The sequence below is a fragment of the Mycobacterium sp. TH-M103 genome (assembly GCF_057473785.1).
In genome coordinates, this window is sequence record NZ_JBYCLG010000185.1 from 1 (window position 1) to 12,444 (window position 12,444).

The 12,444-nt window shown below is 70.2% G+C and carries 12 protein-coding genes and 1 pseudogene; 5 read left to right on the top strand and 8 right to left on the bottom strand.

The features are described 5' to 3' along the window. The 3 genes from AC2VOR_RS10155 to AC2VOR_RS10165 form a co-directional block, all read left to right on the top strand. Positions 1-594 (top strand): TetR/AcrR family transcriptional regulator (locus AC2VOR_RS10155; RefSeq protein WP_486963729.1); only part of this gene is annotated, 594 nt, incomplete at its 5' end. 66 nt (positions 595-660) lie between these two features. Then, complete coding sequence (locus tag AC2VOR_RS10160) at positions 661-1,362, top strand: zf-HC2 domain-containing protein (RefSeq protein WP_369738328.1); 702 nt, start codon at positions 661-663, stop codon at positions 1,360-1,362. A 103-nt stretch (positions 1,363-1,465) separates the two neighbouring features. After that, positions 1,466-3,427, top strand: a complete 1,962-nt coding sequence (locus tag AC2VOR_RS10165; protein WP_369738327.1) for a cytochrome c oxidase assembly protein — start codon at positions 1,466-1,468, stop codon at positions 3,425-3,427. Here AC2VOR_RS10165 and AC2VOR_RS10170 read toward each other — a convergent pair. Continuing rightward, positions 3,399-5,684, bottom strand: coding sequence for a heavy metal translocating P-type ATPase (locus AC2VOR_RS10170; RefSeq protein WP_369738326.1), 2,286 nt, complete (start codon positions 5,682-5,684; stop codon positions 3,399-3,401). The two genes, AC2VOR_RS10165 and AC2VOR_RS10170, sit on opposite strands and share 29 nt — an antisense overlap. Positions 5,685-5,867: 183 nt before the next feature. Between AC2VOR_RS10170 and sigC the strand changes: the two genes are divergently transcribed. Both sigC and AC2VOR_RS10180 read left to right on the top strand, forming a co-directional pair. Next, positions 5,868-6,434: an RNA polymerase sigma factor SigC gene (sigC, locus tag AC2VOR_RS10175; RefSeq protein WP_369738325.1), complete on the top strand. Its 567-nt coding sequence runs from the start codon at positions 5,868-5,870 to the stop codon at positions 6,432-6,434. A gap of 50 nt (positions 6,435-6,484) precedes the next feature. Then, complete coding sequence (locus AC2VOR_RS10180; RefSeq protein WP_369738324.1) at positions 6,485-6,988, top strand: hypothetical protein; 504 nt, start codon at positions 6,485-6,487, stop codon at positions 6,986-6,988. Between the two features lie 95 nt (positions 6,989-7,083). On the opposite strand, the gene AC2VOR_RS10185 is transcribed toward AC2VOR_RS10180, so the two are convergent. The 7 genes and pseudogenes from AC2VOR_RS10185 to sepF form a co-directional block, all read right to left on the bottom strand. Next, positions 7,084-7,410, bottom strand: coding sequence for an STAS domain-containing protein (locus tag AC2VOR_RS10185; RefSeq protein WP_369738323.1), 327 nt, complete (start codon positions 7,408-7,410; stop codon positions 7,084-7,086). Next, positions 7,410-9,980, bottom strand: coding sequence for a SpoIIE family protein phosphatase (locus AC2VOR_RS10190; RefSeq protein WP_486963730.1), 2,571 nt, complete (start codon positions 9,978-9,980; stop codon positions 7,410-7,412). The genes AC2VOR_RS10185 and AC2VOR_RS10190 overlap by 1 nt, the downstream gene beginning before the upstream one ends. 81 nt (positions 9,981-10,061) lie before the next feature. Beyond that, positions 10,062-10,193: a hypothetical protein gene (locus tag AC2VOR_RS10195; protein ID WP_486963731.1), complete on the bottom strand. Its 132-nt coding sequence runs from the start codon at positions 10,191-10,193 to the stop codon at positions 10,062-10,064. Positions 10,194-10,277: 84 nt separating this feature from the next. Beyond that, positions 10,278-10,640 (bottom strand): hypothetical protein, encoded by a 363-nt coding sequence (locus AC2VOR_RS10200; protein ID WP_369738320.1) that lies wholly within the window; start codon positions 10,638-10,640, stop codon positions 10,278-10,280. A 72-nt stretch (positions 10,641-10,712) separates the two neighbouring features. Then, the gene (wag31, locus tag AC2VOR_RS10205) at positions 10,713-11,522 is read right to left on the bottom strand and encodes a DivIVA-like cell division protein Wag31 (RefSeq protein WP_369738319.1); all 810 of its coding nucleotides are present in this window, start codon (positions 11,520-11,522) and stop codon (positions 10,713-10,715) included. A gap of 250 nt (positions 11,523-11,772) precedes the next feature. Then, complete coding sequence (locus tag AC2VOR_RS10210; protein ID WP_067900480.1) at positions 11,773-12,063, bottom strand: YggT family protein; 291 nt, start codon at positions 12,061-12,063, stop codon at positions 11,773-11,775. A gap of 152 nt (positions 12,064-12,215) precedes the next feature. Further along, positions 12,216-12,444: pseudogene (gene sepF / locus AC2VOR_RS10215) on the bottom strand (cell division protein SepF); the annotation flags it as partial.

Consider the following 12,444-nt stretch of genomic DNA (forward strand, 5'->3'; position numbering starts at 1 on the left):
ATCCGCGCCGGGCAGGCCTTCGTCGCCGCCGGCAAGCTGAACGTGCCGGTGCTGGAGATCACCCAGGCCGCCGACGTCGGGATGGGGTCGTTCTACAACCACTTCGACAGCAAGGAGGCGCTGTTCGAGGCCGCGGTCAACGAGGCGCTCGACGAACTCGGCGCGGTGCTCGACAAGTTCGCCGCCGAAGGCGAGGACCCGGCCGAGACGTTCGCCCGAAGCTTCCGGTTGGTCGGGCGGATGTTCCGGCGGCGCCCGGAAACGTGCAAGGTGCTGCTCAACACCGGGCTGAGGCTGATCTCGGCGGACCGCGGCCTAGCCCCACGCGCTCTGCGCGACATCACGAACGGGACGCACGCCGGCCGGTTCGCCGTCGACGACCCCGCGCTCGCCCTGGCAGCGGCCGGCGGTGCGCTACTGGGTCTGGGCCAACTGCTGCACGACCAGCCCGACCGCGACGGCAGCGAGGCGGCCGATCGCTTGACCCGCGATGTGCTCGTCATGTTCGGCGTGCCCGCCGACGAGGCCACCGAGATCTGCCGCCGCCCGCTGCCCGACCTCGACGAGCTCACCGAGCCCGAGTCGGCGGCGTAGCGGGCCCACCGGCCGGGTCCGTTGCCCGGCGGGAACAAAAGGGTGCGCGTGCGCGACTATTGATACGTGAACTGTGACGTCGCCCGCGAGGCGCTGTCGGCGCGGATCGACGGGGAACGCGAACCTGTCCCCGCATCGCGCGTCGACGAGCACGTCGCGTCGTGCGCCGGCTGCCGCGACTGGTATTCCCGGGCCGTCGAGCAGACCCAGCAGTTGCGCCGGCTCGTCGGCCGTTCGCAGGTCGTCGCCGCGCCGCCACCGCGCGACCGAACCCCGACCCGGACACGCCTGCGGGCGTGGGCCACGGCGGCCGGGCCGCGGTGGACGCTCGGCGTGGTGGGCGCGCTGCAGATCGGACTGGCCGCCGCCCAGGGTCTCGGCGCCGACGTGGGGATGCCGACCCACGGGCACCTGCTCCACGAGTCGACCGCCTGGACGGCCGCCCTGGGCGCGGGGATGATCGTCGCGGCGTTGCACCCCGCGGCCGCCTCCGGGCTGGCCGCCGTGCTGGCCGTTTTCAGCGTCGTCCTCACCGGGTTCGTCGTCGGTGACCTCGCGTCGGGCGCGGTGGGCGTCTCGCGGCTCCTGACGCACCTTCCGGTCCTGGTGGGCACCGCGCTGGCGCTGCTCGTCTGGCGCGCCACGCGGCCCAGCGAGCCCACCCCCCGATCGAGCGGCGTGCAGGAACCGGACGATCTCGTGTTGCCCGAGAACGCGGCACGTGGCCGCCGCCGCGGGCATCTCTACCCGACGGACGGCGCGGCCTGAGCGCCGCGGATACTGGCCGATAGGTCCCGCGGCTGCGACTTCGGTACTACCAAAGGTCGTAGACTGGGTCGTGAAGTTCGCTGGGTAGCGGAAGGCGGCGACGATGGGCTCGAGCCAGGCGGCCGCGCGGCACACAAGCGGATGGGCGCTGCTCGCCGGTTGCGTCGCCGCGCTCGGCGCCCTCACCGGCTACGCGCTGGCATCGGGAAACCGGCGCTTCGTCGCGACGGGTGACTCCTTCCCGGGGTGGGCGACCAGCGTCGCCGAGGTCCTCGGCTATTTCACCGCCACGCTGTCCGGTGCGGTGGTCATGGGCGCCCTCGCCTACATCGTGACGACGGCCCGTCCCGACGACAGTGGCCTGCTTGACCCCAAGACGTTCCGGGTCCACTGCGTCATCGAGCGGGTGTCGCTGCTGTGGGTGGGCGCGGCGGCGGCGATGATCGCGATCCAGGCGGCCGACGACTCCGGCATCGCGGTGTCCCGGCTGATCGGCACCGCGACGCTGGGTGACGCGGTCGGCGCGTCGGAGATGGCGCGGGGCTGGGTCGCGGTCACCGTCTTCTCCGGCGTGGTCGCGGTGTCGCTGCGGCTCACCGTGCGCTGGGTCTGGCACGCCGTTCTGCTGATCCCGTCGCTGATCGGGGTGATCGCCGTTCCCGTCACCGGCAACGCCGGCCAGGGGCCCAACCACGACTACGCGACCAGTTCGGTGATCGTCTTCGCGGTCGCGGTCGCCGTGCTGACCGGGATGAAGGTCAGCGCGGCCCTGGCGCCGCCCGACGAACAGCTGCAGCGACGGGTCCTGCTGATCGAAACGCTCAGCGGCGCCGTCGCGCTGCTCTACGGCGCGCAGCTGCTCTGGCTGATGGTGGTCCCGACGCCGTTGACCGGCACCGACTACGGGCGGCTGGGAATCGCCGCCGGCTTGGCGCTGGCGCTCGTCTGGCTCGGCGACCTGGTCACGCTCCTCAGGTCGCGCTCCGGTCACACCGCCTGGAGCACCGGGGCGGCGGCGGTGAGCGCGCTGGTCGGCGTCGCGGCGGTGGCGGCGATCTCGGCCATGGCGATCCAGACCGCGCCGGCGCTGCTGGCGCACCGATTCACCGCGTGGGACGTCTTCCTGGGCTACGAGCTTCCCCACCCACCGACGGCGCTGCGGTTGCTGACGGTGTGGCGCTTCGACACGCTGATCGGCACTGCGGCGCTCGTGCTGGCCGCGCTCTACGTCGCCGGGGTAGTGCGCCTGCGCCGGCGCGGCGACGCCTGGCCGCCCGGCCGGACCGCCTCGTGGGTGACCGGCTGCCTGGCGCTGCTGTTCGTCACGGGATCGGGTGTTCGGGCCTACGGCTCGGCGATGTTCAGCATCCACATGGTCGAGCACATGGCGCTCAACATGTTCGTCCCGGTGTTCCTCGTGTTGGGGGCACCGGTCACCCTCGCGTTGCGGGCGCTCCCGGCGGCAGGCGCCGGCCGCCCCCCGGGCCCACGAGAATGGCTGGTGTGGCTGGTGCACTCACCGGTGACGAGATTCATCTCGCACCCGGTGACCGCCTTCGTGCTCTTCGTCGGCTCCTTGTACGCCGTCTACTTCACGCCGATCTTCGACACACTGGTGCGCTACCACTGGGGCCACGAGTTCATGAGCGTCCACTTCCTGATCACCGGATACCTGTTCTTCTGGGGCATCATCGGCGTCGATCCGGGTCCGCGCCGGCTACCGTTCATCGGCCGCCTGGGAGTGCTGTTCGCGGTGATGCCGTTTCACGCGTTCTTCGGTATCGCGCTGATGACGATGACGTCGACCGTCGGCGGCAGCTTCTACTCGGATGTCCACCTGCCGTGGCTGTCCAGCATCATCGCCGACCAACACATGGGCGGCGCGATCGCCTGGGGCTCCAGCGAACTGCCCATTCTCGTGGTGATCATCGCGCTGGTAACGCAATGGGCGCAGCAGGACCGTCGCGACGCGTCGCGCACCGATCGCCACGCCGCGGCCGCTTACGACGACGACCTCGACGCCTACAACGCGATGCTCAAGGAGCTGTCGCGGACCCGGCACTGACGGCTGAGGCCGCGGCTTCGCCGGACGCGCCGACGTTGCGCAGCCGCAGGCTGTTGGACACCACGAAAAACGACGAGAACGCCATCGCCGCTCCCGCGATAAGCGGGTTGAGCAGGCCCGCCGCGGCGATCGGTATCGCGGCGATGTTGTACCCGAACGCCCACACCATGTTGATCCTGATGGTGCGCAGCGTCGCCCGCGCGAGATCGAGCGCCTGCGGGACGATGTCGAGGCTGTCGCGGACCAGGATGATGTCGGCGGCCCCGATCGCCACGTCGGTGCCGCGTCCGATGGCCAGCCCCAGGTCTGCGGATGCCAGGGCGGGCCCGTCGTTGATGCCGTCGCCGACCATCGCGACGACCCGGCCGCGGTCCCGCAATTGGTGGATGACGTCGACCTTGCCCTCGGGCAGCACCTCGGCGATCACCTCGTCGATGCCGACCTGCGCCGCCACCGCTCCCGCGGCGGCGGCGTTGTCACCAGTCAGCAGCACCGTGCGCAGCCCACGCTGATGCAGCGCCGCGACCGCGCCGGCCGCGGACTCCTTGACGCCGTCGGCCACCGCGATCGACGCGCAAACCGCCTCGTCGACGGAGACGAAGACCACCGTCTCGCCCCGTCTTTCGCCGTCCCGGCGGGCCCTTTCGACTGCGACGGGGACGGGAAGCCGGCGTGACACCCAGGCGGGGCGGCCGACCGCGACGCGGTGTTCCCCGACCGTCCCGGTGACTCCCCTGCCCGCGATTGCCGAGAAGTCGGCGACCGGCGGGCGATCGTCGGTCGCCGCCACGATCGCCGTCGCGACGGCATGCTCGGACGCGGCCTCGACGGCGGCCGCCAGGGCGAGCACAGCGCCGGGCTCCCATCCGTCCGCGGCGACGATCTCGGTCACCGCGAGCCGGCCGGTCGTCAGCGTCCCGGTCTTGTCGAACACCACGGTGTCGACGGCGCGAATGGTTTCCAGCGCCCGGTAGCCCTTCAGGAAGATGCCCAGCTGGGCGCCGCGTCCGGAGGCCACCATCATCGCCGTCGGTGTGGCCAGTCCCAGCGCGCACGGGCAGGCGATCACCAGCACCGCCAGCGCGACCGAGAACGCGCGGTCGGGCCCGGCGCCCCCGAGCAGCCAGCCCGCCGCCGCCAGCAGCGCGATGGCGAAGACCACGGGGACGAAAACCGCGGCGATGCGGTCGGCCAGCCGTTGTGCGTCGGCTTTCTGCGCCTGCGCCTCCTCGACCAGGCGGACCATTCCCGCGAACTGGGTGTCGGCGCCGACCGCGGCCGCCTCGACGATCAGCCGGCCGTCGCACACGACCGTGCCGCCGATCACGCTGGCACCCGGGTGTGCGCGTACCGGTTTGGCCTCCCCGGTCATCGCGCTCATGTCGATCGCCGCGGCACCGTCCACCACCAGGCCGTCGGCGGCGATCGTCTCACCCGGCCGGACGACGAAGCGCTGCTGCTCTTTGAGCTCGTCGGCGGGGATCACCATCTCACTGCCGTCGCGCAGCAGGACGGTGACGTTCTTGGCGCTGAGGGCGGCCAGCGCGCGCAGTGCGCTGCCGGCCCTCGATTTGGCGCGTGCTTCGAAATACCGCCCGGCGAGCACGAACACCGTGACGCCGGCGGCCACTTCCAGGTAGATGGCGTCGCTGGCAAGCACCGCCTGCCACACCCCGTGGACCTCGCGGTGCCGGCTGGTGCCGAAAATGGTGCACAAGGACCACACCGTGGCCGCGGTGACACCCACCGAAATCAGCGTTTCCATGGAGGTGGTGTGGTGCCTGGCGTTGCGCAGCGCGACCCGGTGGAACGGCCAGGCCGCCCAGGTCACGATCGGGGCGGCGAGCGCGGTCAGCACCCATGCCCATCCCGGGAAGCGCATGCCGGGCACGACGGCGAACACCACCGACAGGTCCGCGAGCGGCATGAACAGGACCGCGGCGACCAGGAGCCGCCGCAGCAGGCTGCGGGCATGCAGCTCGTCGGGATCGACCCGGTCGACCGCCCGGTGCTCCCGCGGCGCCGCCTCGTATCCGGCCCGGCGCACCACCTCGCACAGATCCTCGGTGACGACCGCCTCGGGGGCGTCGATGGTGGCGACCCGGGTCGCGAAATTCACCGACGCCTGCACGCCGTCGACCTTGTTGAGCTTGTTCTCCACCCGGGCGGCGCACGCGGCGCACGACATCCCCGACACGTCCAACTCGATCCGGCGAGCCTGCGGCGCGTCGGAACCAGCCGCAACGATCAGCGTCATGGCCCTCCTCGCTCTGCCCTACTACAGCTAGTCGCCGCACCAGCGTCGTGAGTTCCCGAGCGGGGAGAATTCACCGCTCTCACCTGACCAAGCTACCCGGCTGACGCCGCCGGCGGCGCCGCCCGATGGCCTCGCAACCCGCATGGACCTTCCCGGCGCGGGCAACGGCGCTTCGATGACCTAATGTGGTTCGGCGTGGGCGAGCGCGGCGACGACGACAAGGTCACTTGTCTGGCGCTGGCGGCCGGACGGGGCGATTCCGCCGCCCTCGAACAGTTCGTCCGGGCTACCGAGCGCGACGTCTGGCGGGTCGTGGCGTTCCTGGCCGATCCCGGCAGCGCCGACGACCTCACCCAGGAGACGTTCCTGCGCGCGCTGCGGTCACTGCCGAGTTTCAGCGGCCGGTCGTCGGCGCGGACCTGGCTGCTGTCCATCGCCCGTCGCGTCGTCATCGACCAGATCCGGCACAACCAGAGGCGACCGCGCACCAGCTCCACCGTCGACCTGGAGAGTCTGCTGGACAGCCACTCCGGGTCGGCCCGCTTCGAGGACATGGTCGAGATCAGGATGCTGCTGGACGGCTTGGACGCCGATCGCCGTGACGTCCTGGTTCTGACGCAGATCCTGGGACTGTCCTACGCGGAGGCCGCCGAGGTCTGCGGCTGTCCGGTCGGCACCATCCGCTCCCGTGTCGCGCGCGCCCGCGAAGACCTGCTCGACGCCGCCCGCCGCGACGACCAGGCGGGCTGATCGCGCAACGGCGGGGGGAACCCGGCCGCGCGGCGGTGCGACCATTGGACATGCCTACCAGTAGCCACAGCCACCTCGAGGCGATGCTGGGCAAGATCGGTCGCCGTGTGCTCGAGGACGTCTGGCTCAGCCGGCGCGTGCGCGCCGTCGCGGGCGTGGCGGTGGCCGTGCTGGCCGCCGCCACCGTCCTCGGTTGCCTGAGCATGGCCGCCACGCAAGCCCGTACCAGCTGGCTTTCCTGCGTTGCGACATCCCTTTTCGGTCTCACGGCCTCGATATCGTCGCTCGCGGTGTGCCGTCCGCGGTTCCGGTGGTGCTGCACGGCGGCCTACATCAGCGTCGTCGCCTCCATCGCCGGGTTGGGCATGGTGTGGTGGCACCGCACCGCACCGCCGGGATCCTCCGGGGGGGTCTCCGCATGGATGGTGGCCGGGGTGCTCTCCACGCTTGTCCTGAGCCTGACGTGGCTAACCGTGATCCTCACGCCCTGGGAGCGCTCGCAGCCGGACATGCGGGTGGCCGCCGAGGCGCGAATCGGCCCGCGCGACGGCTAGCCCGTTGCCGGACAACCGAATTCGACCACGCTCACCCGCGCCAGGAGCCGGGTGAGCCAGGGCCCTTCCACCGGACTCCGCGGGCCGCGGCCGCCTCAGCCTCCCGCCGGCGGCGGGGCGGCTTCGACGTCGACCAGTTCGGACAGGCCGCTCACCGAAAGGATGGACAGCAGGACCGGGTTGGCGATCAGATCGATGTCGTCGGCCCGGGCGAACAAGGCGTTGATGGCGGCGCTGTCCAGGTACTCGACGGCGCTGAGGTCGACGGTGAATTTGCCGCCGCCGCTGCCGGCCTCGGTGCTGGCGGCGCTGAGCGCCTGGCTGAACGCATCGATGTTGCTCAGATCGATCTCCCCCACCGCGATCAGCGAGAGCTTCCCGTCATCGCGGCGCGCGGTGTCCAGGGTGAGCGACGTCGGCATCAGGTGATCCTCACGGATAGGTGGACGGTGGTTCCGGCCGTGCCGGGTTTGATGGTCACGTCTTGCATCAGCCCGCGCATGAGTTCGATACCCCGGCCGCGATGGGGGTCGGCCTCCGGTTGCGGGGTCTTCCAGCAGCCGGTGTCGGTGATGGTCAACTGCACCTGGTCGACGAGTGCGGTCGCGGCCAGGCTGATGGTGCCCTGGGGGGTGTGGCGGTGACCATGCTCGATGGCGTTGGAGACGGCTTCCCCGGCGGCGACCAGAACGTTCATTGCCTGGTCGGCGTCCACCTGGACCCGGCCCAGCCAGCTGCGCAACGCGGTGCGGGTGGAGGCGAGATTGCTTGCCTCGGCGGCAAATTCAAGCTCCAGCGGAGCCGGATGTCGGTACAGCAGGAGGGCGACGTCGTCCTGGTAGCCGCCGGTCGGCGCGAGACCCGACATGATCTGGTTCGCCAGATCGTCCAGCGCCAGGACGCGGCCGTCCTGAACGAAGGCGGCGGCGCGGGCGATGCCGTGTTCCAGCCCGTAGCGACGGCGTTCGACCAGACCGTCGGTGTAGAGCAGCAGCGTGGCGCGCGCGGGGATGGTGACGAGGGCCTCCGGGCGCGACCAGTCGCGTCGGATCCCCAGTGCAATGGTGTGGCCGCCCTCGAGCATCCGGGTGGTGCCGTCGGCGTTCACCAGGATGGGCGGCGGATGCCCGGCGCTGGAGTACACCAACTCGCCGGTGCCGGTGTCGAGCACCGCGCAGACGGCGGTGGTGCACTGGGCGCCGGGCAGCCGCGCTGCGAACCGGTCCATGCCCACCAGAGCGGCCCCGGGGCTCGGGTTTTCGAACAGCAGAGCGCGGCAGGCGCTGCGCATCTGCCCCATCACGGTGGCGGCGGCGAGGCCGTGCCCGACGCAGTCGCCGACGATCAGCGCGATGCGCCCGTCGTCCAGATCCACGATGTCGTACCAGTCGCCGCCCACCTGCAGTGGGCGGCTGGCGGCCTGATATCGCACCGTGAACCCGTGCGGAAGATCGGCAGGGCCCAGGATCGCGTGTTGCAGCGCCAGCGCGGTTTCGCGCTGCTGGTCGACCTGGTGCACCCGCTGCAGCCCCTGGCCGAGACGGCCCGCGAGCACGGTGAGCAAGGTCTGATCCTCCAGCGTGAACGGCCGCTGCGCCACCAGTTCCATCCAGACGACGAGCACCCCGTCCGGGTGCTGTAGTGCGATACCCGCCGTTCCCGGCAGAGATGCGTTGGGGGCGAGCAGATCTCCGTCGCGCAACGACTCGAGCACCGCTCGGGTTTCCGACGGCAGGTCGTCCCACTGCGCGGGCTCGCCGACCGACACCACGTGCGGAGCACCGAAAGCGATTCCCGTTGGGGCATTGCGGGCCGGGAAGGTGACGGCCAGAACGCGGCGCGCCCGCCACAGCCGGCGCAGCTCCTGGGCCGCGGCGTGCACCGCGTCGTCGACGGTGTCCGCCTGGGCGAGCTCCTGATTGAGCGCGTGCTCGCGGCCCGCCGCCAGCGCCAACGCGATGGCGGCGTGCCGGGCGAAGTCACTGACCAGTTCGAGGTAGTCGTTGCCGAAGGGCGGCTGGTGCGGGTGGCGCGCTACGGCGATCACGCCCAGGACCCTGCTGTCGGCGATCAGCGGCATGACGATCGCCGAACGTTCACCGACGTCGGTAAACCCCTCGATCGGATACTGGAAGGAATCGGTGATCACAGGTTGACCGCGACGCGCGACGCCGCCGGTGGTGGAGCCGTCCATCGGTACCTGCTGACCGATCACCTGCGAGGCGTACCGGCCCGCCGTCGCGGACACGACCAGGGTGTCGACGTCGTCGGCGGGCAGGTCGGGTTCCCTGGGAACCAGCAGAATCGCCTGCTCGGCGTCGGCCAGTTCCAGCGCCCGGTTCACGATGAGCTGTAGCGGGCCCGTTTGCGGGTCGCCGGACAGCAGCGCCGTGGTGATCTCGCGGCTGGCTTTCGTCCATTTCCCCGTTTCGCGTTCCCGCTCGAAGAGCCGCGCATTGTCGATGGCGGCGGCCGCCGCCGTGGCCAACGCTCGCACGGCCGCCTGTTGGGTGTCCGAGAACGCCCGCCCGGGCCGGTCGTCGGCCAGATAGAGGCTGCCGAAGTCGGCGGCCCGGACAGTGATCGGTATGCCCAGGACCGCCCGCAGCTGCGGGTAGTGTCCGCGCAGCCCGCCGGCCTGCGGGTGAGTGCTCAGGTCGTCGACACGCAGGCCCCCGTCGACCGGCAGGTCGCCGAGCCGGCGCGCAGTTCCTTCGTCGATTCCCTCGTGGACGAACGAGGTCAGGGCGCCGTCGGAAGCGCGGATTCCCAGCGCCGCGAACCGGGCACCGGTCAGCTCCATCGCCCCGTGCACGATTCGGTGCAATGTGACGTCGAGGTCCAAGTCGGAACCGATCTCGACGATGACGCGCACCAGCTGCTCCATCTGGTCGCGAGCCGCGGTCAGGTCGTCGAGCTGTTCGTGCACGGGCCCACCCGGCTCGCGCCGGCCCTGCCAGGTAAACGCGGCTTCACCCCCCTCATTGGCCATGCAGACAAACCTAACCCTCGGTTTGCGGCATCCTTCCGTTCGGGGTCGGCCCAGCTCGCCCGGTACGGCCGGGGATCGCCGTCAGGATGTACTGAAGAAACGTTCGGCGTGGATCTGCTCCCGCGGCACCCCGGCCGCGGTGAGGGCGGTGTAGGCGGCCTCGCTCAGCGGCAGGGGCCCGCACACATAGACGTCGGGGCTTTCGTCGAGCACCCCCACCTCGGCCGCTGCGAGGTCGACCGGGTTGCCCGTCGCGCCGAACTTCTCGGCACGCCGAGCGGCTGAGGCCCGCGGGGGCTACTTCGCCGGGTCGTCACCCCGGCCGTCGGCGGGCACACCGGCTTCGGTGGCGGCTTCCTCAAACGACTCGGTGACGTTGGTGTCCGCGGCGACGTTGGTGTCCGCGGCGGGCCGATCGTCCGCGGCTTCCTCCGGATAGTCGACGTATGCGCCCTCATGGTCGGCGGCGGACTCTTCGCCCGGTTCTTCCTCGCCCGCGCCACGCTGCTGACGTTCACGCAGCGCGTCGATGATCAACAGCACCACGCCCAGGACGCTGGCGCCAATGCACACCCACGCCACCAACTCGTTGCTGGTGACGACCGCGAACACCAACGCAACCAGACCTATTACGGCCAACACCAGCGCGATGATCAGCATCGGGTCATCCTCCAGCCGACGACGGAACGTTCAGGTCCAGGCCGGCTTCAGGACGCCGACCGCGAGGGTCCGCTAGTTGTTGCCCCGGTTGAATTGGTCGAACCCGCCCGCGTCGGCGCTGGAGTCCACGGGTGCCGCGGATCCGCGCTGGCCGAGCTCCTCGAGCTGAGATTCCAGGTAGGTCTTGAGCCGGGTGCGGTACTCGCGCTCGAAGGTGCGCAGCTGTTCCAGGCGGCCTTCGAGCACCGTGCGCTGCTGGTTGATGGTCCCCATGATCTCGGAGTGCTTGCGCTCGGCGTCGGCCTGCAGGGCGTCGGCCTTCTCCTGGGCCTGGCGCAGCTGCGCCTCCGAGCGGGTCTGGGCGTCGGACAGCATCGCCTCGGCGCGCTGCCGGGCGTCAGCCACGGTGGTCTCGGCGGTGTTGCGAGCCTCGGTGAGGATCTGGTCGGCGTTGGCGCGGGCATCGGCGAGCATTTTCTCGGATTCGGCCTTGGCCGTGCTGGTGAGCCGGTCGGCGGTGTCCTGCGCGAGGGCCAGCACCCGGGCGGCCTTCATGGCCTGCTCCTCGTTGCTGCCCGACGGCTCCGCGGGCGCAGCGGCCACGACGGGCGCCGGCTTGGCCGACTCGGGTTCGGGCTCGACGACGGGAATCGCCTGCGTGGCCTGGGCGGCGACCGCGCCCCCGGCACCCCCGCCGGAGGCCAGCTCCTGGTCTAGTTCCTCGATCCGCTGGCGCAGGTCGGAATTCTCTTCGATGAGCCGCGTCAACTCGGCTTCCACGAGGTCAAGGAAGGCGTCGACCTCGTCTTCGTTGTAGCCCCGCTTGCCGATGGGTGGCTTACTGAACGCCACATTGTGGACGTCGGCTGGTGTAAGCGGCATTGTTTCGTCCCCTCAAGTTCCTGTCAAACGTTCCAGAAAGTGTAGAACGGAGTGCTAGCCGTCGTGCAACTGCCGTCCATCCTGTCACACCAGACCCGAACGTTGCCGATTAGGCCAATAAATAAGCACGGATTTCAGACATCGAGCCAATAAAATCCCAATCCTCGGAAATTTGAAATCGCGCGAGCGAAACCGAGGCTGAAACGTGGCCGAACCGTCTTCCTAGCGGTGCCGGAGTTTGCGGCAGAGCTCACGCCGCGGCGCCGAACGCCAACTGCATGCCGATGAAGGCGACGAGCAGCAGCACCATGATGGACAGGTCGAAGCGCACCGCGCCGATGGTCAGTTGCGGGATCAGCCGGCGCAACAGTTTCACCGGCGGATCTGTGATCGACATGATGATCTCCAGGATCACCACGGTGACGCCGGTGGGATGCCAGTCACGACTGAACGAACGGATGAACTCGACGACCACCCGGGCGATCAGCAGCAGCCAGAAAATGAACAGTGCAAACCCAAGAATCTGAAAGAACAGAACCAACGAAGACCCGACCTTAACCGATGAGATGTCAAGCGCCGCACGCTAGGCGGTCATTGTCAGCGTACCGACCGCGGACGCGGGCACACATCTCAGCCGGGTCCGGCCCGCTTGGTTGGGGACACCCGAGCCCTGCGGTGCCGCGCAGCGGGGCCCTACTGGTAGGCGTAGAAGCCGGTCTCGGCGATCCGGCGGCGCTCCTCCGGCGTCACGTCGACGTCGGCGGGCGACAGCAGGAACACCTTGGTCGCGACCTTGTCGAACGAACCGCGCAGCGCGAAGGCCAGGCCGGCCGCGAAGTCGACCAGCCGTTTGGCGTCGGCGTTGTCCATCGAGACCAGGTCCATGATCACCGGGGTGCCGTCGCGGAACCGCTCGCCGATG

Coding starts and splice junctions, on each gene's coding strand:
- AC2VOR_RS10190 (WP_486963730.1), bottom strand. CDS start 9,980: ATGGCCAATGAGGGGGGTGAAGCCGCGTTTACCTGGCAGGGCCGGCGC.
- AC2VOR_RS10200 (WP_369738320.1), bottom strand. CDS start 10,640: ATGCTGATCATCGCGCTGGTGTTGGCCGTAATAGGTCTGGTTGCGTTG.
- sigC (WP_369738325.1), top strand. CDS start 5,868: ATGTGGTTCGGCGTGGGCGAGCGCGGCGACGACGACAAGGTCACTTGT.
- AC2VOR_RS10170 (WP_369738326.1), bottom strand. CDS start 5,684: ATGACGCTGATCGTTGCGGCTGGTTCCGACGCGCCGCAGGCTCGCCGG.
- AC2VOR_RS10185 (WP_369738323.1), bottom strand. CDS start 7,410: ATGCCGACGTCGCTCACCCTGGACACCGCGCGCCGCGATGACGGGAAG.
- AC2VOR_RS10180 (WP_369738324.1), top strand. CDS start 6,485: ATGCCTACCAGTAGCCACAGCCACCTCGAGGCGATGCTGGGCAAGATC.
- wag31 (WP_369738319.1), bottom strand. CDS start 11,522: ATGCCGCTTACACCAGCCGACGTCCACAATGTGGCGTTCAGTAAGCCA.
- AC2VOR_RS10165 (WP_369738327.1), top strand. CDS start 1,466: ATGGGCTCGAGCCAGGCGGCCGCGCGGCACACAAGCGGATGGGCGCTG.